Here is a 26,763-nt window from a genome sequence, read left to right as displayed (position 1 = left end):
CGCCCACGTTGTTCGCATCTTTCCTGTATTTCGACCTGAGCTTCATGGTGTGGTATCTGCTCGGTCCGCTGCAGGTGCCGATCGCGCAATCGCTGGGGCTGGATACGCAGCAGCGTGCCTTGATGGTGGCAGTGCCGATCCTGTGCGGCGCCGTGTTGCGCCTGGTACTGGGCATGTTCGCCGACCGGATCGGCGCCAAGCGTGCCGGCATGGTCGCGCAGCTGGCGGTGATCGCAGCACTGTTCGGTGCATGGCAACTGGGCGTGCACAGCATGGGGCAGGTGCTGTTGCTGGGCGTGCTATTGGGGATTGCCGGTGCATCTTTCGCGGTGGCATTGCCGCTGGCTTCGCGCTGGTATCCGCCCGAGCATCAGGGCACCGCGATGGGGATTGCCGGAGCCGGCAATTCCGGCACGGTGCTGGCGGCGTTGTTCGCCCCGATGCTGGCGGCCGCTTTCGGCTATCAGAACGTGTTCGGCCTGGCGTGCATTCCGTTGGTGCTGACGCTGGTCGTGTTCGCAACCATCGCCAAGGAAGCACCCACGCCGGTCGCGCGCAAGCAGTGGTCCGACTATGGCCGCGTGCTGGTGGGCAACCGCGATGCGTGGCGCTTCATGTGTTTCTACGCGATCACCTTCGGTGGCTTCTCCGGCTTTGCCAGCGCACTGCCTGGTTACTTCCACGACCAGTTCGATTTCGATGCGCGTACCGCGGGGTGGGCCACCGCAGCGTGCGTACTGGCCGGCTCGGTGATGCGCCCGCTCGGCGGCGTGATTGCCGACCGCCTCGGCGGCACGCGCGCCCTGTTGGCGGTGTATCTGCTGGTCGCCGGGCTGGTGGCAATCGCCGGATTTGGTGCCGGCGGTGCCACGATCACGCTGGCGCTGTTCGTGCTGACCTTGTTGTGCCTGGGCGCCGGCAATGGCGCGGTGTTTCAACTGGTGCCGCAGCGCTTCGGCCAGGACATCGGCGTGATGACCGGCCTGATCGGCATGGCAGGCGGCATCGGTGGATTTGCGCTTGCCGCGGGGCTGGGCGTGCTCAAGCAGCACACCGGCAGCTACGCGATCGGCATGTGGTTGTTCGCTGCCTTCGCGCTCGGCGGCTGGGCGTTGCTGGCCGGCGTGAAGGCGCAGTGGCGCAGCGAATGGTCAACCGCAGGCGCGGCGCGCGTCTGATATGTCGACAGGAGCCCAGGCAATGAAGCAACCCAGACTCGTCGTCATCGGCAATGGCATGGCCGGTATCCGCACCGTGGAAGAACTGCTCAAGCTGATGCCGGGCATGTACCACATCACCGTATTCGGCGCCGAGCCGCATCCCAACTACAACCGCATCCTGCTCTCGCCGGTGCTGGCCGGCGAGCAGGAATTCGACGACATCGTGCTCAATCCGTTGCAGTGGTATCAGGACAACGGCATCCACCTGCATTTGAACAAGGAAGTCACGCGCATCGACCGCGTGCGCCGCCGCGTGATTGCGGCCGATGGTACGCAAGCCGAGTACGACCGGCTGCTGATCGCCACCGGCTCGGTGCCGTTCGTGCTGCCGATTCCCGGTAACGACCTGAAAGGGGTGATTGGGTATCGCGATATCCAGGACACGCGCACCATGATCGATACCGCGCGTACCAAGCAGCACGCGGTGGTGATCGGTGGTGGGCTGCTCGGACTGGAAGCGGCCAATGGGCTCAAGCTGCGCGGCATGGAGGTGACGGTGGTGCATCTGGCCGGCTGGTTGCTGGAGCGCCAGCTCGACCCGGTGGCCGGCAACCTGCTGCAACAGGCCCTGCGCGCGCGTGGCCTGCACTTCAAGCTGAGCACCGCCACCAGTGCGCTGCTGGGCAATGCGCAGGGCGAGGTGATCGGGGTGAAGTTCGCCGACGGCAGCGAGATTCCCGCCGATCTGGTGGTCATGGCGGCCGGCATTCGCCCGAACACGCGTCTTGCCGAAGAAGCAGGGATTCATTGCTCGCGCGGCATCGTGGTCAACGACAGCCTGCAAAGCTTCGACCCACGCGTGTACGCGGTAGGCGAGTGCGCAAACCATCGCGGCATTGCCTACGGCCTGGTCGCGCCGCTGTTCGAGCAAGCCAAGGTCTGCGCAAACCACCTGGCGCAGTTCGGTATCGGCATTTATCGCGGTTCGGTGGCATCGACCAAGCTCAAGGTCACCGGCATCGACCTGTTTTCTGCCGGTGATTTCATGGGCGGCGACGGCTGCGAAGAAATCGTGCTCTCCGACCCGGCCGGTGGCGTCTACAAGAAGCTGGTCATCCGCGACGATGTCCTGGTGGGCGCGTGCCTGTACGGCGATACCAGCGACGGCGGGTGGTACTTCAAGTTGCTCAAGGACGGCACGCCGATCCAGGCGCAGCGCGATCAACTGATCTTCGGCGAAAGCGCGCTGGGCGATGCCGGCACCGGTGGCCAGGACCGCGCCAGTGCGATGGCCGACAGCGATGAAGTGTGCGGCTGCAATGGCGTCTGCAAGGGCACGATCGTCAAGGCGATCAGCGAGCAAGGCCTGTTCACCGTGGACGAGGTGAAAAAGCACACCAAGGCGGCCAGTTCGTGCGGCTCGTGCACCGGCCTGGTCGAGCAGATCCTGATGAATTGCCTGGGCTCCAACTTTCAGGAAACCCCGAAAACCAAGGCGGTATGCAGCTGTACCGACCTCAGCCACGGCGAGGTGCGCCGCGCCATCCGCGAGCACAAACTGCTCACGCATGCACAGGCCTATGCCTTCATGGAATGGCGCACACCCAACGGTTGCGCCACCTGCCGGCCGGCAATCAACTACTACATGCTGTCGACCTGGCCACATGAGGCCATCGACGATCCGCAGTCGCGTTTCATCAACGAGCGTGCGCACGCCAATATCCAGAAAGACGGCACGTTTTCGGTGATTCCGCAGATGAAGGGCGGGGTGACCAATGCCAGCGAGCTGCGCCGGATTGCCGATGTCGCCGACAAGTATGCGGTGCCCATGGTCAAGGTGACCGGCGGCCAACGCATCGATCTGCTTGGGGTCAAGAAGGAAGACCTGGTCGACGTGTGGCGCGATCTGGGCATGCCCTCCGGCCATGCGTACGGCAAGTCCATCCGCACGGTGAAAACCTGCGTGGGCAGCGAATTCTGCCGCTTCGGTACCCAAAACAGCACGCAGATGGGGATCGATCTGGAAACCATGCTCGCCAACATGTGGAGCCCGCACAAGGTGAAGCTGGCGGTGTCCGGATGCCCGCGCAATTGCGCCGAATCCGGCATCAAGGACGTGGGCATCATCGCGGTGGATTCCGGCTGGGAGATCCATATCGGCGGCAATGGCGGCATCAAGACCGAGGTGGCACGCTTCCTGGTCAAGGTGGCCACCGCCGACGAAGTGCGCGAATACACCGGCGCGTTCCTGCAGCTCTACCGCGAGCAGGCGTATTACCTGGATCGCACGGTGCACTACATCGCGCGGGTAGGGCTGGATTACATCCGTGCGCAAGTGGTGGACGACGCCGCCAACCGGCGTGCGCTGTACGAGCGCCTGCTGTATTCGCTGGAGGGTCTGGTCGACCCGTGGAAGGCGCGTATCGCCGGCGAGCGCCGACAGGAATACCAACCGCTGCGCGTTGCGGCGCCGGCCGCCACGGTGGAGCAATGAGCATGCATAAGCCGCCTGCCTGGATCCGCATCTGCGCTTTGCAGGAATTGCCCGCATTGGGCGCACGCGTGCTGGAGATCGAGGGCATCGAACCGATCGCGTTGTTCCGCACTGCCAGCGACCAGGTATTCGCGCTACGCGACCGGTGCCCGCACAAGGGTGGACCGCTGTCGCAAGGGATTGTTGCCGGCGACACCGTGACCTGCCCGTTGCATGGTTGGGCCATCGCGCTGCAGAGCGGGCAGGCATGTGCGCCGGATGTAGGTTGCGCGCCGCGCTATCCGGTGAAGGTGGAAGCCGATGCGGTATGGATCGTGTTGCAGCCGGTGACCGCGCCGGATGCCGTCGCCGAGCCCGCCGTATGAGCGAAGGCCTGCAGCATCTGTCGAGCGACGAAGCCGCGCAGCCGCAGGCCGCGTTACCGATGCACCGCATCACGCGTTCGACCTGCTGCTATTGCGGGGTGGGCTGCGGTGTGCTGATCCACAGCGAGCATGCCGCCGATAGCGAACGCATCGTCGGCATCGAAGGCGACCCGCTGCACCCGGCCAATTTCGGGCGCCTGTGCAGCAAGGGGCTGGCACTGCCGCAGACGGTGGCCAGCACGCAGGGGCGTGTGCTCCAACCGCAGCTACGCCGTCATCGCCAGGCGCCGCGTACCGCAGTGGGTTGGGAGCAGGCACTCGACCATGTGGCCCACAAGCTGGCCGCCATCATCCAGGAGCACGGCCCGGACGCGGTGGGGTTCTATCTCTCCGGGCAACTGTTGACCGAAGACTATTACGTCTTCAATAAGCTGGCCAAAGGCCTGCTCGGTACCAACAACATCGACACCAATTCGCGGCTGTGCATGTCCAGCGCGGTGACCGGCTACAAGCTTGCGCTGGGTGCCGATGGCCCGCCCACCTGTTACGACGATCTGGAGCTGGCGCACACCGTGCTGTTTGCCGGCAGCAACATGGCCTATGCGCATCCGGTGCTGTTTCGCCGGCTGGAAGAGGCACGCGCGCGCAACCCCGACATTCGCTGGATCGTGATCGATCCGCGGCGTACCGACACGGCGGCCATGGCCGATCTGCACCTGGCGATCGAGCCCGGCACCGACGTCGCCTTGTTCAACGGCATGCTGCATCACCTGATCTGGGAGGGCCTGGTAGACGCGCGTTTCGTCGCGGCACACACCGAGGAGTTCGATGCCCTCAAGCGGATGCTGCGCGAGTACACGCCGCGCATGAGCGCCGAGATCTGCGGCATTGCGCACGAGGATTTGGTGCAGGCGGCCGAGTGGTTCGGGCGCAGCCCTGCAGCGTTGTCGCTGTACTGCATGGGCTTGAACCAATCCGTGCACGGCACCGACAAGAACCTGGCCCTGATCAACCTGCATCTGGCCACCGGGCAGATCGGCAAGCCGGGCGCGGGGCCGTTTTCGCTGACCGGTCAACCCAATGCGATGGGCGGACGCGAGGTCGGCGGCATGGCGACCATGCTGGCGGCGCATCGCGAGATTGCAAATGCCGACGACCGCGCCGAACTGGAACGGCTGTGGGGCGTACCAGCCGGGCGAATCTCGCCAACGGCAGGCGCACCGGCCGTGCAATTGTTCGAGCGGCTGCGCGCGGGCACGCTCAAGGCGGTGTGGATCGTGTGCACCAACCCCGTGCATTCGATGCCGGAGGTTGCCGGCATTCGCGCCGCGCTGGAAAACGCCGAATTGGTGATCGTGCAGGAGGCCTTTTCCGGTACCGACACCGTGCCGTATGCCGACGTGTTGCTGCCTGCCGCCAGCTGGGGCGAGAAGGACGGCACGGTGACCAACTCCGAACGCCGAATCACTCGCGTGCGCAAGGCGGTGGAAGCACCCGGGCAGGCACGTGCGGATTGGTGGATTGCCAACGAGGTGGCGCGCCGGCTGGAAGCGCGCCTGGCACCGGCGCGCGGGCCGGGCCTGTTCGCATTCAAGCACCCTGCGCAGATTTTCGACGAGCATCGCGCCCTCACGATTGGCCGCGACCTGGATATCGGCGGCCTGGATTACGCGCTGCTGGATCATGGCCCGCAGCAATGGCCGTTTCCGGCAGGCAGCACGCAAGGGCAGGCCCGGCGTTACACCGGCGGCGTATTCGCGCACGCCAACGGACGTGCGCGCTTCCACGCCACGCCGTATCGCAAGGTGGCCGAAGCCACTTCGGCACGGTTCCCGATGCGGCTGCTCACCGGACGCCTGCGCGACCAGTGGCATGGCATGTCGCGCACCGGGCGGGTCGCGGCGGCATTCGCGCATAGTCCAGAGCCGGCGCTGCGCATGCATCCAGGCGATGCACAGCGGCGTGGGCTGGTGGCCGGCGAACTGGTGCAGATCGCAAGCAAACGCGGTGCGCTGGTGCTGCCGCTGGAACTATCGGACGAACTGCGCTCGGGCACGGTGTTTGCCCCCATGCACTGGAGCGGGCAGAGCCTGTCCAGCGGCGGCATCAACGAAGTCAGCACGCCGGCAGTGGATGCGCGTTCGCAACAGCCCGAACTCAAACACACGGCCGTGCGGGTGGAAAGGATCACGTTCGGCTGGCATCTGCTGGCGGCGCGGCGCGGGGATGCACTTGCCTTGCAGCAGGCGTTGCAACCGCTGTTGCGCGACTGCGGCTATGCCTCCCTGCGGCTGCATGCCGAGCCATCGAGCGGCACCAGGCGCCGTGCAGCCGGGGATTGGGTCGTGTTGCATGCCGCCTGCGAACGCGCACCCGATGCCAGCTGGATGGATCGCCTGGTCGTCGCCTTGCAGCTGCCGGCCGGCGCGGATGTGCTGGAGTACCGCGACCTGCGCCGCGGGCTGATGCGCCGCGTTGGCTGGCGCATGCAGGACGGGCATCACCATATCGACGGCGTGCTGCTCACCGCCGCGCAACCCAGCGACGCCGATCGATCGTTGCTTGCCACCGCACTGGCGGGTGAACCGTGGCGTGGTGCGCGGCTGTCGGTCTTCGCCCATACCCACAGCGCACCGAGCGACCCGATTGTGTGCACCTGCATGCATGTCTCGGCCGCCGCGATTCACGCGGCCATCGACGACGGCGCCGATGTTGCGCAGCTCAAGCAACGCCTGGGCTGCGGCACCGTGTGCGGCTCCTGCGTGCCGCAACTCACTCGGCTGTGCCGGCAAACGCGGCTTGCGTGAGTGCACCTGTCCTCTGAATGCACCGTCCCTCCACACCCAACGAGAACTCCCATGTCAGTCACACCTTCCTGCGCACGTGATGTGGTGTTGTTGTCCGCCGGCCCGGGCGACCTGGAATTGCTCACCATCAAGGCGGTGAAGGCCCTGGCGTCGGCGCAGGTGCTGCTGCTCGACGATCTGGCCAACCCGGAGATCGTCGAACTTGCGCCGCAGGCGCGCGTGATCCGGGTGGGCAAACGGGGCGGATGCCGTTCGACACCGCAGGAGTTCATCTGCCGGCTGATGCGTCGCTACGCGTTGCAGGGCCTGCGCGTGGTGCGCGTGAAGGGGGGCGATGCGCTGCTGTTCGGCCGCGCTGGCGAAGAGATCGCCTTTCTGCGGCGTGCCGGCGTCGGCGTGCAGGTGATCAACGGCGTGAGTGCGGCCTTCGCAGCGGCGGCCGCACTGGAGGTCTCGCTGACCCATCGCAGCCATTGCCATGGCATCACCTTCGTCACTGCGCACACGCACGACCACGGCGAGCCGAATTGGGGTGCGCTGGCGGCCAGCGGCACGACGCTGGGTATCTACATGGGCCTGCGCCGCGCGGATGCGCTGGCCGCTGCATTGCTGGCGCATTTGCCGGCCAGCACGCCCGCCGCCATCGTGCAGGCCGCCACACGGCCGGAGCAGCAACGTCGCCTCACCACCCTGGGCGAGCTGGGGATGACAGCCGCCGCGCTGCCACCGGGCATGCCGACCTTGTTGCTGGTGGGCGGTGCTCTGTCCGAAGCTGCGGCAGCGTGCGACGACCGCGATGGGCCAATGGTGGTGCAGGCCGTGGGGTGAGGGCGGCGCACCACCGCTGACGCGGCTGCGGGGCAGGGCGATTCGGGCTCACGGTTGCCGCCCGACATGGTACGTGCGCGTCCGGAGACTGCTTGCCCAGCCTCTGGGGCAGCCGCATCCGGGCGTGGACGGCACGGCACGGCTAATGGTTCCGGCCCGGCGTCAACATCGGCCAGTGGTACCCACTTGCACCCAACCGCTAAGTCTTTCGCGAGGCGGGTAGCAACGCCTGAGGCGTTGATGGCGCATCAGTGCGCGTCCAGATCCACGCGCAGTCTGTGTGCGGGCCCTGCCTGTTTCAACCTGTGGCTGCGCCGCTGTCTGGGCAGTCCAGTGGCGAATTGGCCGGGCGATCTGCGGCATCGGCAGCACACGCCTTGCGAGGCGCTGCGCACGCCGACACCGGGGCAACTGGCGCACGCAGACGATGAGTGAGCTGTACGCTGACGGCTGTTCCCGCACCGTGCGTCGCAGCCGGACTACGCGAGATTGCAACACACCTGCATCAGGGGCGGGCGCTTGGTCCAGGCATAGCGGCTGATCCCTGCGGCGCCTGCGCAACCCGTCCAGCGGCTGCAGACGGGTTGCGCCCCGTGATAGCGCTATCTACCTAAGAGGTAGGCCGAATCGTCCGGCGATGCGAAGGTGTGCAAGATTTGCGCAGCGAGCGCAGCCGTTTTTTCCTGCATCCATCCGCAATGCACCGCGGAGCCTGCCTTTCCGGGTTGGCACGAATGTTGCGGTTAGCCCAATACCCAGGCGTAACCGAAGCATCGAGAGGAGGCACAGTGGAAGACGGACAAAACACGACCCGTAGCCGGCGCGGCTTTGCCGCATTGGATCCGGAGAAGCGCCGCCTGCTGGCGAGTAGCGGCGGCAAAGCCGCGCATGCCAGCGGCAATGCGCACGAATTTACCAGCGACGAAGCGCGCGAAGCTGGCCGTAAGGGTGGCCAGGCCGTGAGCCGCGATCGCGATCACATGTCGCGGATCGGCAGCAAGGGCGGGCGTTCCAAGCAGGCCAAGCCGCAGGAAGAATCCGCTTAATCCAGCCATCGGCGCGCCATGGCGCGCCGGTTTGGGAGCGAATCTTGCGGAAGGCTGGACACAGGCGCTACGCCCATGCGGCTAGCGCCTGTGCTGTTTTCGGTTTGAAGCAAGCCGATTGCTGCACGCGGTAATGCGCAATCGATTGCAGATTTTTGCACGCCGTCATCGTGCGTGATGGCCTGTGCACCTGGAAAGATTCATGAGCGCCTGCTGTGCAACGCATCAAGCGCAAGCGAGAAATTTTTGCAGTCGTGCATTGATGTCCGACATCGATTGCATGGAAAAATTTCACTCCAGCCACAATGCCGTTTCCAACATCGGCAGGATTTGCAGCCCACCCGGTTTGGGGCTCACCTGCGCCACGGCGGCATGAAGCGTCCCCACCATTGGTCGCAGGGCCCGGTGCCTTAGATGGTCAGCGCGGTCAGTGACCCACGCATTGCATGCAGATCCCTCAGCGATCGCCACGCAGATCCTCGGTTCCGTTGCGACCACATGCAAACAGGCTGTGGAAGGCGGAGCCGCCAGTCCCTCTGCGTCCTGTCAATGCCACGTAGACGTCGCACGCAGCGTTCACTTGGAACAGTCACATCTTTCATCCGCGCCGCTGCAGGCTGGACATATCGCAAACACACAGGAGAACCCCATGGCCGAACCCCAAGAAAACCTGATGGACTGGCTGCGCGATGCGCATGCGATGGAGCAGCAGGCCGAGCAGATGCTCAAGGCCCAGGCCGCACGCATCGAGCACTACCCCCAGCTCAAAGCCCGCATCGAGCAGCATCTGGAAGAGACGCTGGGGCAACAGCGCCTGGTCGAATCGTGTATCGAGCGCCTGGGCGGTTCGCCGTCGATCATCAAGGACGCCATGGGCAAGATGGCCGCGTTCGGGCAGGCAATGGGCGGCATGACCACCTCCGACGAAATCGTCAAGGGTGCGATGGCCAGCTATGTGTTCGAGAACCTGGAGATCGCGACCTACACCGCCTTGCTGGGTGCCGCCAAGACGGTGGGCGATACCGAAACGCAGCGCGTGTGCGAGCAGATCCTGCCCCAGGAACAGGCCATGGCCGATTGGCTGTTGGCGCATCTGCCGGAGTTGACCGAAGAGTTCCTGGTCCGCGACGCCACCCCAGGGGTCACGGCGAAGAAGTAAACATCAGCGACGCAGGTTTCATCGGCCCCGCAGCGCGGGGCCTTTTTGCTTCTGTGCGCAGAGCGCTTACCCTTGGCGGCTCCTTCGCACCGGTGTCTGCAATGACGACAAACCCAACGTATCCGATCGGCACGCCCGGGCAACCGTGGGGTGAGCCGGAACGCGCCCTATGGCGCGCACGCCAGCTGCAGCAACGCAGCTATGCGGAGGATGTCGTGCAGCAGGTCGCCGCACTGGCCGAACAGTACGAGCGCGTGCAGTACGGCACCATTACCCATGCGCAAGGGGAGTATCCGTTGCTGGCACTGCGCAGCGCGCAGTGGGACGACAGCCTGCCGTGCGTGTTGGTCACCGGCGGCGTGCACGGCTACGAAACCAGCGGCGTGCAAGGTGCGCTGCAATTCCTGCAACAGCGTGCTGCCGACTACGCAGGCAAATGCAATCTACTGGTGGCGCCGTGCATCAATCCCTGGGGCTATGAACGCATCCAGCGTTGGAATGCCGATGCAGTCGATCCGAATCGCGCGTTTCGCCGCGACAGCCCGGCCGAAGAGTCGGCTGCGCTGATGCGGCTGGTGGCCTCGATTTCCGGCCGAATGCTGGTGCATATCGATCTGCACGAAACCACCGATAGCGACGAGAGCGAGTTTCGCCCGGCGTTGGCGGCGCGCGACGGCGCGGTGTTTGTGCCGGGGAGCATTCCGGACGGGTTTTACCTGGTCGGCGACAGTGAAGATCCGCAGCCCGCCTTCCAGCAAGCGGTGATCGCAGCGGTGGCCGAGGTAACGCATATCGCGCCTGCCTATGCGGATGGGCAGCTCATCGGTGCACCGGTGGTGGGGCATGGGGTCATCAATTATCCGGTGCGGCGACTGGGCTTGTGCGCCGGCGTCACCGATGCGCGGTATCGCACGACCACCGAGGTCTATCCGGATAGCCCACGCGCCACACCCGACCAATGCAATGCTGCGCAGGTGGCGGCAATCTGCGCGGCAATCGATTACGCACTGGCGCAGCACTGAGGGCAGGGCACCTGGAGCAGCTAACAAAACGACTGCACAGCCGCCAGGCCCACCTGACGACTGTTCGCTACGTTTGTTGGCCGCTCTTCGGCGCCACGCGGCAGGGTTGGCCGGCAAATCGCTGTACGCCGCGCGCCGCGATTGCTCGCGCGGATTCGGGCCTGGGTTTTGCGGCGACGTCGCATGTATGCGGCCCGTCTGCACGGCTGCGCATCGTCGAAGCACAGGCCGGCACCTTGCCTGCCTGGCGAACAGAGGAGGGGTCGCACCCATGCGGCCTTGCGCGTACAGCACGTAAACTACGCGTTCATAAGTCGCAGGAGCGCAGATCCATGCAACACGATGCATTCGCCGGCGCACGCAGGCGCGTGTTGGCTGGCGTGGTCGGGATGACGCTCAGTGCTGGCGCGTTTGCACAACAGACCGACCCGAGGAAAACCATGGTGCAGGACAGCAGCTGGCACGCCGGAACCTGGCTCAACCGGCCGAAGACACTCGATATCAACGGCGACACGTTGGATGTGGTGACCGACCAGGCGACCGACTTCTGGCGCAAGACGCATTACGGATTCACCCGCGACAGCGGGCACTTTCTGGGCATCAAGGCGGGCGCGGGCTTCACCGCGCAGTTGCGTGTGCGCGCGCAGTACGAAGCCTTGTACGACCAGGCCGGCATCATGGTGCGGGTGGACGAGCAGCACTGGGTCAAGGTCGGGATCGAACTCAGCGACGGGCGCGCCATGCTCAGCAGCGTGTTGACCAACCCGGTTTCGGATTGGGCAACTGGTCCTTACGAAGCCGACCCCAAGGATTTCTGGATCCGTGCCACGGTTGCCGATGGTGTGCTGCGCCTGCAGGTCTCCGCGGATGGCCGTCACTGGCCGCTGGTGCGGCTGTGTCCGTTTCCGCCGGCAAGCGCCTATCTGGTCGGACCGATGTGCTGCACGCCCGAGCGCTCAGGTCTGAAGGTGCGGTTCTCCGATTGGGCACTGAGTGCGCCGCTGGGCAAGGACCTGCACGATCTCAGTTGAGCGCTAGGAGCATTGCTGCATTGCAGGCAGCAGGTTGGACGTGCATCGCATCGCAAGGCATGGCGCATGCATCCGCACGGCGCGGCGTGGTGCGGTTGCCTGTCCGGCGCATCCGCGCACCGCCGCGGCTCTACGGCAGACGCTGCAGCGCCCCGGTTTGTTTGACGTAGTCGGCCACCAGATGCGCCTCCATGGGTTTGGCGAGCAGATACCCCTGCGCCTCATCGCATCCCCAGCTCCGCAGCAACGCAATCTCATCGGCGTGCTCGATGCCCTCGGCCACGGTGCGATAACCCAACGCGTTGGCCAGGCGCACCACCGCCTCGGCGCGCATCTGCATGCCGGTTTTGGTGGCGATGCCAGTCACCAGCGACCGGTCCAGCTTGAGCACATTGACCGGCAACTCGGTGAGATAGCCGAAGTTGCTATAGCCGGTGCCGAAATCGTCGATGGCCACGCTCACGCCTGCATCGCGCAGCGCGCGCAGCCGCGGCACCGCTTCGACATTGCTGCGCAGCCAGCGGCCTTCGGTGATTTCCAGTTCGATGCATGTGGTGGGAATCGCCAGGTCCTTGCAGCGGTTGATCACATCCGCTGCCAGGTTGATGTTGCCGAAATCGCGCGACGACAGGTTGATGGAGATGGAAAAATCCAAGCCCTGGGTACGCCATTCCGCCAGCTGTACCAAGGCGCTTTCGATCACCCAATTGGTGACCGTGCACATCAGTGCGGTTTTTTCGAAGAGCGGGATGAACTCGTCGGGACCGATCGGGCCGAGGCTGGCGTGATGCCAGCGCAGCAACGCCTCGAAGCCGGTCACCGATAAGTCTTCAAGGTTGATGCGTGGCTGGAACACCAGCCGGAAATCGCCGGCTTTTAGGGCCTGTTCGGCATCCAGCGCCAGGCGGTACGAGCGTTGAATCGCATCGTCGTGCGAAGCGCTGTACCAGCACACGATGGCATGGTTGTTGATGGCATCGCCCAGCGCCACCAGGCCCTTGCGCATCACATCGTTGGTGTCCGGCTGCTGCGGGGCGAAGCGCACCACACCGGCATGAAAGGTCAGCGACATCGGTACGCCGGCGGCATCCACCGGCTTGTGCAGCATGTCGCGCAGATCCAGCAGCAGGTCTTCCATCTCGTCCGGCGCGGAGTTGAGCAGAAAGAACGCAAAGCGCATCGAGGCCACGTGGTAGACGGTGGCCTTGCCGCGCAAGGCGCGGGTCAACACGTAGCTGGCGTGGCGAACCAGCTCTTCCAGCGGCTGCATGCCCAGCGCCTGGCGCGCCTCGTTGGCGGCCTGGGTGTCGTAGACCTCAATGAACGCGGCAATGGTAGGCACGCTATGGCTGCCGAAGGCGAGGGCGTCCAGATCCGATTGCAGCTGACGCGTATTGAGCAAGCCGCTGTGCGGCTCGCGTCGGCCCGCACCGAACTGCAGTTCCAGCTGTGCGGCAGCCACGTTGGCGAACATCAGCAGTTGCTGATGCTCCTGGCTTGCCAGCCGTCGCTCGCGCGTGTCGATCACGCACAGGGTTCCGGCAATTCCTGTCTGCGGCGCACCCACGGGCACGCAGGCGATGAAGCGCGCGGGCAAGCCGGGGAACGCGGCATCGCCGAGTTGAATTTGCGCAAGCGTTGCATGCTCGATCAACTCGGTCACGCCATTTGGCGCTGGCGGAACCTGCTGGCACAGCTCCATGGCCTGCCTGACATGACTGCTGCTGATGCCACGCGCTGCCAGCACACGCAGGCGCCCGCCCTCCGTGATGGTCAGCGCAGCAGCCGGTGCCACCAGGGCATGGCAGAGCAATCGTGCGATTTGCTCCAGGGGCTCCATGCCGCCCAGGTCGATCGGCACGCCTGACCAGTCGAAGTGGCGATCCTGCGGTTTGTCGTCCGGGGCAAGCGTCATGGCATCGGGTTCCGTGTCGAAGATCACACACTGCACCGCTACTAGAAACAAACCGAGGTCATCGATAGGTGACGGAAACTCCACGAACTACGTGTCGAGCCAATCACTTTCGATTTTTTCTGCAAACGTCGAGCTGCCTGGCAGTCCCGACAATAAACCATGCTGTTGCGCTCGCGATATACAAATACCGCACTCCACTGTCCGCTGTCGACTACAAAATGGTCTTACTCTCTAAAGCAAACTCCGAAACTGATTGGCACCCTGCTGGAGGGTGTGTCGGGCTTTGCAACGCAGCAAGTTTCGTTGAACGCGATTGTTATAAGTCAAAGTTGCCGGCCCAGCTCAATTGCGCATCAGTCTGCTTTATCAAGCTCGGGCTCATCCGTTCAAATCACTTCAAAAAATTCAAAATTCCGCTTTGCAAGTGATGAATCCGGCATAGATGGTGTGGGTCAGTACAGATGAGGCTGAAAAACCTGCATTTAGCGGGCACGAGCAAACCAGTCCACAGATCTGGCCTGTGTCATGGATGAGGTGAGAGTTAGTGATCTTCAGCACAGTTTCAATCGTATTGAATCGCCTATTAATTTAATGGCGCGGCGAATAGAGAGTGGTATTAACTCAACTTCTCCCTGCAAGCGATGTTCGCGGCTAATCGCCATTATTCGTCTAGGTGGCCTGGCTGCTTTAAACCAGCTCTACCGTTATTCCAATCCCGTCTTTGGAGGCGCGCGCCTGGGTGCGCGCTGGTCTCTGCCCGGCAATCAGGGGGAATTCAAATGAATCGTGCATTTGCGCTGGTCTGGAACGCAGCCATTGGCAATTGGGTGGTGACGCATGAATTGGTGCGTCGGCGTCGCAAGCCTGGCTCACCCCGTCGTCAATTGCCGGCCTTGGTGGTCCTTGCGGTGGGGGCCGCCGCACCGATGCTGGCCTGGGGCGCATGCACGCCGGCCATCCCCGCGGCGGGCGCAACCGTCACCTGCTCGGGTACGCCGGTCACCAGCAACAGTTTTTCCAGTAGCGCCAACAACCTGACCGTGAATGTCGCCTCCGGCAGCCAGATGACCGCAGGCCTGTTGGGCGGCACCGCCATCGCCCTGAGCGGTACCAATTCCACACTCAACAACGCCGGCACCATCGACCCTTCCGTGCTTGGGCTGCTCTCGGTACTGAGCAGCGGCGTGACCATGGGCAATGCCAGCTCCACTGCAGTCACCGTCAACAATCTTGCCAGCGGCACGCTCTACGGCACCGGCGGCTTGCTGGGCGCCAATCTGCTCAATCTCGACGGCATGGCGCTGGGGCTGACGTCGGCCAGCAACGGAACGGTGCAGATCAACAACGCTGGCGTGATCGATAGTCGCCCGTTGCTGGGATTGTCAATCCTGGGGTCGGACACGCCGGTGATTGCGGTGACCGGTGGAGGCACCGTCAACGCGGTCAATACCGGCACCATCAACGGACGGGTGGGCTTTCAAAGTTCGGCCACCGGCAACACGTTCGTCAACTCAGGCACCATCAACGGCAGTGTTTCGATGGGGGCGGGCAGCACCAACAGCTTCACTGCGGTCACCGGTGGCAGCGTCAACAGCGGGGGAGGCCTTGCACTGGAATTGCTCGGCCCGGGCGGTTTGCTGAGCTTCGCGCAAACCGGTGTGGTGGATGGAGGCCTGGGCGGAAACAACACGCTGATCCTGCAAAATTCTGCGGTGGGTACCGGCAGCGGCAGCACCGGCACCGGAACATTGAGCACCGCGCAATACATCAATTTCGGAAATTTGCGCGTCAATAGCGGCACCTGGTCGGTGGGCGGGGCGAGCAACTTCGCCAACAGCGCGCTCAATGGTGGCGTGTTGCAGTTTGCCAATCCTGCGCAGTTGGGCACCACCATCACCGCCAACGGCGGCACGCTCCAAGCCACGGCTGCTGGCCTGACCCTTGCACCGACCAATGGCATTGCGCTTGGCGCGGGCGGCCTGACCGTGCAGGGCACCAATAACCTGACCGTTGGCAGCGCAATTACCGGCACCGGCGGATTGACCAAGACCGGCACCGGCGGACTGGCGCTGACCGGTACCAGCACGTTCAGCGGTGGCGTCAATCTGGTCGATGGCGCGTTGACGGTGGGCACCAACAGTGCCTTGGGCACCGGCACGGTCACCGCATCCGGCGGCAGCCTGTTGGCAGGTGCCGCAGTGAACCTGGCCAATGCGTTTTCGCTAAGCAACACGGTGGGTATTGGCGGCGCAAACGCGCTGCGAATCGGAGGGACAATCAGTGGCACCGGGGCGCTCAACAAGGTTGGCGCCGGCACGCTGACCTTGGGCGGCAGCAATACCTACAGCGGTGGCACCACCCTGGGTGCAGGCAGCGTGCTGCTGGAGACTTCCGGTGCGCTCGGCACTGGCACGGTCACTGCGGCAGGCGGTTTGCTGGATAACACTGCACCACTGACCCTGACCAACAACTTTGCGCTCGCCAATACGCTGGGCCTGGGAGCCAGCGGCAACGCGTTGACCTTGAGCGGCACGCTGGCCGGCGCTGGCGGTGTCAATAAAACCGGCACCGGAACGCTGTCACTCAGCGGCACCAATACCTATAGCGGCGGCACCACGCTGGCAGCGGGCACGCTGCAACTGGGTACCGCGTCCGCGCTGGGCACGGGCGCATTGAATGTCACCGGCGCATCCAGCCTGAGCACCACTGCGCCGTTGACGGTGACCAATGGCATCAGCCTTGCCGCACCGTTGAACTGGACCGGCGCACAAGCGCTCACGCTCAGCGGCGCCATCAATGGTGCCGGCAGTTTGATCAAGAGCGGTACTGGCGATCTCACCCTGACCAACGCCAACACCTACACCGGCGGCACTACGCTCAGCACCGGGCGACTGGTGGTCGGTTCGAATGCGGCCCTGGGCACCGGCACGCTCACCGCCAGCGGAGGCGAGCTCGATGCCACGGCCGCGTCCACGCTGGGCAACGCGATTGCGCTGACCGGAAACCTGGGCGTCGGCAGTAGCGGCAACGCGTTGAATCTCACCGGCACCATCAGTGGCGCCGGTGCATTGAACAAACTCGGTGGCGGGACGCTGACGCTGGCTGGTCTGAACACCTATACCGGCGGCACCAGCCTCAATGCCGGCACCTTGCAGGTGGCCAGCGGCACCGCACTGGGCACCGGTACGTTGAATGTCACTGGCTCTGCGAGCTTGCAAAACACCGCCGCTGCCACGCTGAGCAATGCAGTGACGCTGAGCACCGGCGCGCTGACCCTTAATGGCGCGCAGGCGTTGACCTTGGGTGGCGCCATCAGCGGTGCAGGCAGCCTGGTCAAGGCCGGCGGCGATCTCACGCTCAGCGGCAACAACACCTATACCGGTGGCACCGCGCTCAACACCGGCAAGCTTACGGTGGGCAGCAATACCGCGCTGGGGAGCGGGACCTTGACCGCAGCGGCCGGCACGACGCTGGACAACGCAGCAGTGAGCACGCTCGCCAATGCCATTGCACTGGCAGGGCAGTTCACTGTGGCTGGGAGCAACGCGCTCACGCTGACCGGGGGCATCAGTGGCGCCGGCAGCCTGGACAAACTCGGCCCGGCCAGCTTGACCCTCAGCGGCAACAACATCTATCTGGGCGGCACCCGCCTGACGGCAGGCAGCCTGATTCTGGGCAGCGATGGCGCACTCGGGACGGGCAGCCTGAGCGTGAGTGGCGGCCTGCTCGATAGCACCGCTGCACGCGTGCTGGCCAACAACGTGGTGCTGGATGCGGATCTGCAACTTGGCGGCAGCCAGGACCTGACCCTCACCGGTGGCATCAGCGGCATCGGTGGCCTGGTCAAAGACGGTGCAGCAGCGCTGACACTGACCGGCGCAAACACCTTCGGTGGCGGCGTGGATCTCAACGCGGGGAGCTTGTCGGTCGGCAGCGGCGCGGCGCTGGGCAGCGGTGTGTTGACCGCAGCCGGCGGAACGCAACTGCAGGCCACCACCGCCACCACGCTTGGCAACGATGTGGTGCTCAATGGTGCGTTGTCATTGACCGGCAACAACAACCTGGGCTTGAGCGGTACCGTGAGCGGCGCCGGCAGCCTGGTCAAGCAAGGCACCGGAGCGCTCACGCTCAACGGAAACAACAGTTACACCGGCGGCACCGCGTTGAACGACGGTGCCCTGGTCGTGGGCAGCAATACCGCACTCGGTAGCGGCGCACTTACTGCTGCCAACGGCACGCTGCTCACCGCTGCCTCTGCGGTGACCTTGCAGAACGCGCTCACCACCAACGGTGCGCTGACGATCGATGGACAAAACCTCACGCTCGATGGCGCGATCGATGGCACGGGCAGCCTGATCAAGACCGGCGCGCAGACGCTCACCCTCAATGGCAACAACACCTGGAGCGGTGGGCTGCAACTGCAGGGTGGTTCGTTGCTGGTTGGCAGCGACACGGCATTGGGCGCAGGTACCTTGACTGCCGCAGGCGGTACCACGCTGGATGCAAGCACCGCCGTGGCGCTGGGCAATGCAGTCGCCTTGGATGGCACGCTGACCCTGCCTGGCACGCAGAATATTGCGCTCAACGGCGTCGTCAGCGGCATCGGTGGCCTCGACAAGCAGGGCAGCGCCACCCTGACGTTGAGCAACGCCAATACCTTCACCGGTGGCGTTGCGCTGGATGCGGGCAGGCTGGTGCTTGGGAACAATGCCGCGCTTGGCGTGGGTGATATGCGAGTCAACGGCCCTGCCGAACTGGATGCCACTGCCGCGTTGACGGTAGGCAACAACCTCGCGTTGAACGATCAACTGACGTTGGTGGGCAGCAACGATCTGGTCTTGAACGGCAGCGTCAGCGGCACCGGCAGCCTGGTCAAGAATGGCGCCACCACCCTGTCGCTCACGGCCAGCAACAGCTACAGCGGCGGTACCAGCCTGACCGCAGGCACCATCGCGGTGGGAGCCGACAATGCGCTCGGCACCGGCAGCCTGTCGGTGCTCGGCAATTCGGTATTGAGCAATGCGGTCGCCGTGGCGCTAGGCAACGACATCGCGCTGGGCGCCGCGCTCACCGTAGATAACGCCGCAGACATGTTGGCAAGCGGTGCCATCAGCGGAAGCGGAAGCCTGGTCAAGACCGGCCTGGGCACGTTGACCTTGAGCGGTAACAACAGCTACACCGGCCCGCTGGCGATTCAGGCCGGCACCGTGGTGGCCAGTACCGCGGCCTCATTGGGCAACGCCAGCAATGTCGATGTCGCGGCAGGTGCGCTGTTGAACCTGACCAACGGTGGCTTGATCAACACACTCACTGGTGCGGGCGGTGTAGACACCGATACCGGCGCCACGCTGCAACTAGGCGGCGGCGATTTCGCCGGCAGCCTGGGCGGTGGCGGCAACCTGGACAAGGTGGGGGCCGGTACCGTGCGTTTGCTCGGTACCAGCGCGATCGGTGGCAGCACGCAGGTCAGTGCGGGCACGCTCGATGTGGTCGGCAGCCTCGGCACCGGCGCCTTGAACGTCGCATCGGGCGGCACGCTGACCGGCACCGGCGCCGCCGGTAATGTGGGTGCGGCGGTCACCGTCAGCGATGGCGGCAGGCTCGCACTGACCAGCGGTTCGTCGTTGAGCGTGGGCGCGTTGACGCTCGCGCCAGGCGCGTTCGTCGATGTGGCATTGGGCGCGCCAAGCGCAACCCGCTTGCTGGCCGTCAATGGCGATCTCACCCTGGACGGTACGCTCAACATCACCGATCTCGGTGGCTTCGGGACCGGCGTGTACCGGTTGATCGACTACACCGGCGCGCTCACCAACAACGGCATGCTGATCGGCCTGTTTCCGGGCAGCGTGGACATCAGCCAGCTCGCCCTGCAGACCGCCATCGGCCAGCAACTCAATCTGGTGGTGACCGCGCCGGGCAGCATCGTGCAGTTCTGGGATGGGGTACAGACCACGGCCAATGGCACTGTCGATGGCGGCGCCGGCACCTGGGGTGCAGCCACCAACTGGACCGGCCAGGACGGTAGCGCCAACAGCACGTGGCAAGGCGACTTCGCAGTGTTTTCCGGTACGGCCGGCACGGTGGGCGTGCAGGGCACGCAGAACGTCGGCGGCCTGCAGTTCGTGACCGATGGTTATCAGTTGACCGATGCCGGCGCGGGCGCACTGGCGGTGACTGACCCGTTGACCTCCATCCGCGTCGATCCGGGTGCCACGGCGAGCATCGATGTGGCCATCACCGGCACCGGCGGCGTGCAGAAGCTTGATACCGGCACGCTGGTGCTGAGTGGTCCCAACACCTACACCGGTGGCACGGCGCTGGGCGGCGGCAGCCTGGTGTTGGGCAATACACAAGCGCTGGGCAGCGGCACGCTGACCGCCGCAGCGGGCACCACGCTCGATACCAACCAAGCATTGGCCCTCGGCAACGCGGTGGTGCTCGATGGCGGGTTGACGCTGCCCGGCAGCAACGACCTGACATTGGCCGGCGCCATCAGCGGTGCAGGCAGCTTGATCAAGAACGGCACCTCCACGCTCACGCTGGACGGCAGCAACAGCTACCTCGGCGGCAGCGTGTTGAATGCCGGCACCCTGGCGGTGGGCAGCAACACCGCACTCGGCACGGGCAGCCTGTCGGTGCTGGGCGATGCGACGTTGAGCAATGCCATTGCCTTGGCCCTGGGCAACAACGTCAACCTGGGCGCCAACCTGACCATCGCCAGTGCGGACGCTCTGGCGTTGACCGGCGTGCTCAGTGGCGCGGGCGCGCTGACCAAGACGGGCCTGGGGACCTTGACCCTGTCCGGCAGCAACCTGTTCAGTGGCCCGGTGTCGGTACAGGGCGGCGTGCTGGCCACCTCCGCCACCGGCACGTTGGGGACCAGTGCCAGCGTGGATGTTGCGGCAGGGGCGGGGCTCTCGCTCGGCAGCAATACCGCATTGAGCAGCGTGACCGGCCTGGGCAATGTCGCGATCCAGGGGGGCAGCACCTTGCAACTGGGCGTTGGCAACGTCGGCAGTACCTTCGCAGGTGCGTTGAACGATGCGGGCAATCTCGAAAAAGTCGGCACCGGCACCGTGCAACTCACCGGCACCAGCACGATCGGCGGCACCACGCAGATCACCGCGGGCACGCTGGATGTGGATGGCACGCTGGGCAGTGCCGGTGGCGTCACCGTGGGCACCGGCGGCACGTTGAGCGGCAGCGGCGTGGTCAATGCCGCGGTCACGGTGAATGACGGTGGCCGCCTGGTGGTGACCAGTGGTGCGCTGCTGACCACCGGCAGCCTGAGCATGGCGCCCAATGCCACGCTCGATGCGTTTTTGGGGATACCCAGCCAGACCGGTGTGCTTGCGGTCAACGGCGACCTCACGCTGGATGGCACGCTCAACATCACCGACATCGGCGGCTTCGGCACCGGTGTGTATCGCCTGATCGATTACACCGGCACCTTGACCAACAATGGCATGGGTTTCGGCACCTTGCCGGGCACGGTCGACCCCGCCCAGCTCACGCTGCAGACCTCGCTGGCGCAGCAGGTCAACGTGGTGTTGTTGGCTTCTGGCAGCAACGTGCAGTTCTGGGATGGTGCGCAGACCGTCGCCAACGGCAGCGCCGAGGGCGGTACCGGCACATGGACCGCCGGCACCACCAATTGGACGTCGGTCGATGGGCTGATCAACAGCGATTGGCAGAACAGCTTTGCGGTCTTCGCAGGCACAGCGGGCAACGTGGGCGTGCAGGGCACCCAGGGCATCACCGGCATGCAATTCATCACCGATGGCTATGTGCTGAGCGATGCAGGCGGTGGCGCATTGAGCGCCAACGCAGCGAACACCATCATCCGCGTCGACCCCGGCGTGACCGGCACCATCGACGTCGCCATCGGCGGCAGCGGCACGCTGCAAAAGCTCGACACCGGCACGCTGGTCCTGACTGGTGCCAACACCTACACCGGCGGCACCGCGCTCGGCGGCGGCAGCCTGGTGCTGGGCAATGCGCAGGCGCTGGGCACCGGCACGCTGACTGCCGCAGCGGGCACCACGCTCGATACCGATCAAGCATTGGCGCTGGCCAATGCGGTGGTGCTCGACGGCGCGTTGACGCTGCCAGGCAGCAACGACCTGGCATTGACCGGTGCAATCAGCGGTGCAGGCAGTTTGATCAAGAACGGCACGTCCACCCTCACGCTCAGCGGCAACAACAGCTATGCCGGCGGCACGACGCTCAGCGATGGCACGCTGGCGGTGGCCAGCAACACCGCCCTGGGGAGCGGCACCTTGTCGGTCACCGGCGATTCGGTGCTGAGCAATGCCATTGCCGCGGCATTGGGTAACGCGGTCACGCTGGGTGCGGCGCTGACCGTCGACAACCCGGCCGACCTCACCCTTGCCGGCAACATCAGCGGCAGCGGTGCGTTGATCAAGACAAACACCGGCACCCTCACGCTGGACGGCAGCAATACCTACAGCGGTGGCACGACGCTCACTGCGGGTACGCTGGTGGGCGACAGCGCAAGCCTGCAAGGCGCCATCGTCGATAACGCAACCTTGGCGTTCAACCAGGCGGCCGATGGCGTGTTTACCGGTTCGATCACCGGCACTGGCACGGTGGTCAAGGAGGGCGCCGGCGCATTGCTGCTCAGCGGCGCCAATGGCTACGCCGGTGGCACCACCATTGCGGCCGGCACCCTGATCGGCGACACCGCCAGTTTGCAGGGCGATATCACCAACAATGCAGCGTTGGTGTTCAACCAGACGACCGGTGGCGTGTATGCCGGCGCGGTCAGCGGGACTGGCTCGCTGGAAAAGACCGGCAGCGGCGTGCTGCAATTGCTTGGTGCCAATACGTATACCGGCGGCACCGTCATCAGCGCCGGCAGCCTGGTCGGCAACACCACCAGCTTGCAGGGCGATGTGGTCGACAACGCGACGTTGATCTTCGATCAGGCCAGCGATGGCGTGTTCGCCGGCGTGGTCAGCGGCACCGGTAGCGTGATCAAGCAAGGTGCCGGCGCGTTGACCTTGGTGGCGCCCAACACCTACAGCGGCGGCACCACCATCGCCAGTGGCAGCCTGATCGGCACCACCGACAGTCTGCAGGGCAACATCGTCGACAATGCAGTGCTGGTGTTCGACCAGGCAACCGATGGGACCTACGCCGGCAACGTCACCGGCAGCGGCGTGCTGGTGAAGAACGGCACCGGTACGCTCACCCTGGACGGCGTCAACGGTTACCTGGGCGGTACGACCGTCAACGCGGGCACGCTGGTTGGCAACACCGCCAGCCTGCAGGGCGACATCACCAACAACAGCACGCTGACCTTCCTGCAAAACAGTGCCGGCAGCTATGCAGGCAGGTTGTTCGGGGTCGGTCGCTTCATCAAGCTGGGGACCGGCACGCTGTTGCTCACCGCCAACAGCAGCACCTTCACCGGCCCGACGGAGGTCAACGCCGGCACCCTGAGTGTCGGCAACCTGGCCAACCCGGGCGCGGTGCTGGGCGGGCCGGTCACAGTGGGTCCGGGCGGCACGCTCGCCGGCAGCGGCAGTGTCGGCAGCCTGGTGTCATCGGGCACGGTCGCCATCGGCGGTGCCGGTGGCACCATCAGCGTCGGCGGCAATGCCACGTTTGCACCAGGCTCCGCGTTGCAAGTGACGCCCGGCGACGGCGGTGTCGTCACGCCGGTGGCGGTGGGCGGCGCAGCCAGCGTGGCAACCGGCACCACGCTGGCGCTGGTGCGGGCGACCGACTTGCCGCTGTTTACGGAAATTCCGGTGATCAGCGCCGGCGGCGGCCTCACCGGGCAGTTCACCAACGTCATTTCCGACTACGCGTTTATCGAGCCGGATGTCAGCACCACCGCGACCGGATTGTCGGTGACGTTCGGGCGCAATACGGTGGGCATGGTGGACGCGGTCACCACGCCGAACCAGCAGTCCACGGCGGCGGCCGTGGACGGCTTGCCGAACACCAGCCCGATCTATCAGGCCGTGGTGCGTTTGCCCGACGACCCGGAGGCGGTGCGCACCGCGTTTGCCTCGCTGTCGGGCGAAAGTCATGCCAGCACTGCAACGGCCCTGCTGGACAGCCGCTTTCTCTACAGCGGCATCGCCAACCATCTGCGTGGCGACAGCCAGGACACGCTGGTCGGCGACACCATGGTCTGGATCACCGGGCGCAGCCTGCCCACCCGTGTCGATGGCGATGCCAATGCGGTGTCGGTACGTCGCGAGGACAACGGCGTGATGGCCGGTGCGGAACGCCGCTTCGGCGAACGCAGCGTGGTGGGCATTGCGGTCGGCAACCAGGATATCGAGAGCTGGTCGCGCGAATGGGGCGACCGTGCCGATGTGGATGGCACGCATGCCGGCGTGTATGGCCGGGCCGATTGGTCTGCGTTCTCGCTGCAGGGTGCGGTGGACTACGCCAGCTATCGCGTCGACAGCACGCGCCGGGTGATGTTGCCCGGCGTGCTCGAAGAGCGCATGGACAGCCGCTACGACGCCACCGCCGTAACGGTGTCGCTGGAAGCGGCCTGGAATCTGCGCACCGAAGGTGCGGTGTACAGCCCGTTCATTGCGGCCGATTACACCCGCCTGAAGACCGACGGGTTCACCGAACGCGGCGGCATCTCCGCGCTGTCGGTGGACAGTGCCAGCGACACCTTCAGTACCGCCACGCTGGGCGTACGTGGTGATTGGGACCTCGGCCAGAAGGCGGCGTTGTATGCGTCGGCAGGCTGGCGGCATGCCTTCGGCGACCGTTCCGTGCAGCGCTCGGCCGGCTTCGTCGGCACCGCCTCGGAGTTCTCGGTGCAAAGCGTCACCCTGGCCAAGAATGCGGCCATCGGCGAGCTGGGCGTGAGCCTGATCACCTCGCCACGCAGCCGGCTGGCACTGTCGCTGCAAGGGCTCAGCGGCGACGGGCAGACGGCGTACGGTGGTCAGGTGACCTGGGGAGTGAGCTTCTGAAGTCTTGTCTTGCGGCATGCCTGACACCGGAAACAAAAACGCCCCGGATACCGGGGCGTTCTTTTTGCCCGCATTCCTGTGTCTGTCGCGCGCGCCGCAAGATACGCACCGGAGCGTCAGGTGCGTTGCGGTGACCAGGTCAATGCATGACATCGAGAGCCGAAAAAGCGCTGCGTGGGTGCTGCGGCATGGCGCTGTCATCCTGGAGCACGCAGGCCGTCATGGCGGCTGGATGCCCGCCGATGGCGCGTGCGCGGGCAGCTAGCACAGCACGCCTGCGCACCGGTCACACAGCGCGCATCACAGCCCGATGCGTTCGGCCAGGCGCACCAGTTCGGCCAGCGAGCCAGCCTGCATCTTGCGCATGGCCTGGCCACGCCGCACTTTCACGGTGATCTCGCTCAGGTGCAGGCGCGCGGCGATCTGCTTGTTCAACAGACCTTGCACCACCAATCGCGTGACATCCTGCTCGCCGCTACTCAGCGACTCCCAACGTGCACGCAATTGCGCGGCCACCGCCTCGCTCTGGCGGCGCGCACGGTCACGCCGGATGCCGTCCTGAATGGCATCCAGCAGGGCCTGATCGCGGAACGGTTTGGTCAGGAATTCGATCGCGCCGTTCTTCATCGCCTCCACGCTCATCGCGATATCGCCATGGCCGGTAATGAAGATGGTGGGCAGGGCAACGCCGGATTCGACCATGCGCCGATGGAACTCCATCCCGCTCTGGCCCGGCATGCGAATGTCCAGCACCAGGCAGGCGGGTGCCTCGTGCAACCGGTGCGCGAGGAATTGATCGGTGGAACCGAACGCGTAGACCTGCAAGCCGACCGAGGCGAACAGATCCTCCAGTGCAGCGCGCATCGAGGCATCGTCGTCGATGAGATACACCACCGGGGCCGGCTCGCTCATGGCCTGCGCTCCGTCGCGACCAGGGGCAGACGCAGGCCGAAGCGCGCGCCGCGTACACCGGCCGGCTCGGCCCAGATCTGCCCGCCGTTGGCTTCCATGATGGTGCGGCTGATGCTCAAGCCAATGCCCATGCCATCGTCCTTGGTGCCCCAGAATGCTTCGAATACATGCGCCAGTGCGTCATCGGACAAGCCTGGGCCGGTGTCGTCGATGCACAGGCATGCCCACCCACCATCGGTGTGCGAGCGTACATGGATGCTGCGCGCCTCGTCCGGCAAGGTCGCCAGTGCCTCCACGGCGTTGAGCAACAGATTGCCGATGACCTGCTGGATCTGTACGCCATCGGCCAGCACCGCGGGCAGGGCAGGGTCCAGCTCCAGCGACAGCGCGATGCCATGGCGCTCGGTTTCGCCACGGGTGAGGGCAATCATGTCGAGCACGGTGCGGTTCAAATCCAGCGGCTGGCGTTGGCTGGCTTCGCCACGCGCCAATGCACGCATGCGCGCGATGATGGCGCTGGCGCGGCCGGCGTCGGCGAGCATGCGCTCCAGTGCTGCATCGGCCTTGGCCAGGTTGGGCGGTTGCTGCGCCAGCCAGCGCTGGCAGGCATTGCCACTGGTCACGATGGCGGCCAAGGGTTGATTGACTTCGTGGGCGATCGATGCGGCTAGCCCGCCCATGCTGCCGCTGCGGGTGAGCCGCAACAGCCGTGCCTGTGCGGCATGTGCGCTCGCCTTGGCCGCTTCCATCTGCACCGCCAGATAGGTGGTGACCGCCACCACCACCGCACTGATGCAGGAGTTGATCACGCCCACGCGGTAGCTGCCGGCCGGGGTGAGATGGAAGCTGAGCACGATCAGCGCCAGGCAGGTGGCCGCCAGCAGCACTACGCCCGTGCGCGTCAGCAGGCGTACCGACAGCAGCACCACCAACGTATAGAACAAGGCTGCCGCCACCGCATAGTCGGTGAAGGTATCGGCCACGAAGATCGCTGCCATGCCCGCCACCAGCCCGACCATGCCGAGCAGGTCGGTACGCGTGGGTGGCGAGC

At 65.2% G+C, this 26,763-nt stretch carries 13 protein-coding genes and 1 pseudogene; 10 read left to right on the top strand and 4 right to left on the bottom strand.

Annotated features, from left to right (window positions below; all coding sequences use genetic code 11):
• Window positions 1-8: 8 nt before the first annotated feature.
• The 6 genes from LN450_RS08850 (at window position 9) to LN450_RS08825 (ending at window position 8,700) form a co-directional block, all read left to right on the top strand.
• Entirely contained in the window at window positions 9-1,178 is a 1,170-nt protein-coding gene (locus LN450_RS08850) for a nitrate/nitrite transporter (protein ID WP_029819404.1), read from the top strand.
• A gap of 58 nt (window positions 1,179-1,236) precedes the next feature.
• On the top strand, window positions 1,237-3,654 hold the full coding sequence (gene nirB, locus LN450_RS08845; RefSeq protein WP_029819406.1) for a nitrite reductase large subunit NirB: 2,418 nt from the start codon (window positions 1,237-1,239) through the stop codon (window positions 3,652-3,654).
• Window positions 3,651-4,019 carry a nitrite reductase small subunit NirD gene (gene nirD, locus LN450_RS08840; protein ID WP_008575400.1) on the top strand — a complete coding sequence of 123 codons (369 nt, stop codon included), beginning with the start codon at window positions 3,651-3,653 and terminating at the stop codon, window positions 4,017-4,019. The genes nirB and nirD overlap by 4 nt, the downstream gene beginning before the upstream one ends.
• Window positions 4,016-6,826, top strand: a complete 2,811-nt coding sequence (locus LN450_RS08835) for a nitrate reductase (RefSeq protein ID WP_039416790.1) — start codon at window positions 4,016-4,018, stop codon at window positions 6,824-6,826. Before nirD ends, LN450_RS08835 begins: the two co-directional genes overlap by 4 nt.
• Before the next feature lie 81 nt (window positions 6,827-6,907).
• Window positions 6,908-7,654, top strand: a complete 747-nt coding sequence (cobA, locus tag LN450_RS08830; protein ID WP_170808543.1) for a uroporphyrinogen-III C-methyltransferase — start codon at window positions 6,908-6,910, stop codon at window positions 7,652-7,654.
• Window positions 7,655-8,442: 788 nt separating this feature from the next.
• On the top strand, window positions 8,443-8,700 hold the full coding sequence (locus LN450_RS08825) for a KGG domain-containing protein (protein ID WP_005916070.1): 258 nt from the start codon (window positions 8,443-8,445) through the stop codon (window positions 8,698-8,700).
• 81 nt (window positions 8,701-8,781) lie between these two features.
• On the opposite strand, the pseudogene LN450_RS08820 reads toward LN450_RS08825, so the two are convergent.
• Window positions 8,782-8,982, bottom strand: a pseudogene (locus tag LN450_RS08820) (hypothetical protein).
• Between the two features lie 367 nt (window positions 8,983-9,349).
• Between LN450_RS08820 and LN450_RS08815 the strand changes: the two are divergent.
• The 3 genes from LN450_RS08815 (at window position 9,350) to LN450_RS08805 (ending at window position 11,912) form a co-directional block, all read left to right on the top strand.
• Window positions 9,350-9,859, top strand: coding sequence for a ferritin-like domain-containing protein (locus LN450_RS08815; protein ID WP_008575404.1), 510 nt, complete (start codon window positions 9,350-9,352; stop codon window positions 9,857-9,859).
• Window positions 9,860-9,960: 101 nt separating this feature from the next.
• Window positions 9,961-10,881, top strand: a complete 921-nt coding sequence (locus LN450_RS08810; protein WP_011347332.1) for a M14 family metallopeptidase — start codon at window positions 9,961-9,963, stop codon at window positions 10,879-10,881.
• Window positions 10,882-11,213: 332 nt separating this feature from the next.
• A complete protein-coding gene (locus tag LN450_RS08805; RefSeq protein ID WP_011347333.1) occupies window positions 11,214-11,912 on the top strand; it encodes a DUF1349 domain-containing protein in 699 nt (232 codons plus the stop codon).
• 130 nt (window positions 11,913-12,042) lie between these two features.
• On the opposite strand, the gene LN450_RS08800 is transcribed toward LN450_RS08805, so the two are convergent.
• Window positions 12,043-13,854: an EAL domain-containing protein gene (locus tag LN450_RS08800; RefSeq protein ID WP_011347334.1), complete on the bottom strand. Its 1,812-nt coding sequence runs from the start codon at window positions 13,852-13,854 to the stop codon at window positions 12,043-12,045.
• Between the two features lie 752 nt (window positions 13,855-14,606).
• Here LN450_RS08800 and LN450_RS08795 point away from each other — a divergent pair.
• Entirely contained in the window at window positions 14,607-24,800 is a 10,194-nt protein-coding gene (locus LN450_RS08795; protein WP_011347335.1) for an autotransporter-associated beta strand repeat-containing protein, read from the top strand.
• A gap of 300 nt (window positions 24,801-25,100) precedes the next feature.
• Here the strand turns inward: LN450_RS08795 and LN450_RS08790 are convergent, their stop codons facing one another.
• Both LN450_RS08790 and LN450_RS08785 read right to left on the bottom strand, forming a co-directional pair.
• Entirely contained in the window at window positions 25,101-25,712 is a 612-nt protein-coding gene (locus tag LN450_RS08790) for a response regulator transcription factor (protein WP_008571961.1), read from the bottom strand.
• On the bottom strand, window positions 25,709-26,731 hold the full coding sequence (locus LN450_RS08785) for a sensor histidine kinase (protein WP_046934763.1): 1,023 nt from the start codon (window positions 26,729-26,731) through the stop codon (window positions 25,709-25,711). Before LN450_RS08785 ends, LN450_RS08790 begins: the two co-directional genes overlap by 4 nt.
• Between the last annotated feature and the right edge of the window lie 32 nt (window positions 26,732-26,763).

The sequence above is a fragment of the Xanthomonas euvesicatoria pv. euvesicatoria genome, assembly GCF_020880415.1.
Taxonomy (GTDB): domain Bacteria; phylum Pseudomonadota; class Gammaproteobacteria; order Xanthomonadales; family Xanthomonadaceae; genus Xanthomonas; species Xanthomonas euvesicatoria.
The sequence above is the reverse complement of the archived record's forward strand: the minus strand, read 5'-3'. Positions and strand labels throughout refer to the sequence as shown.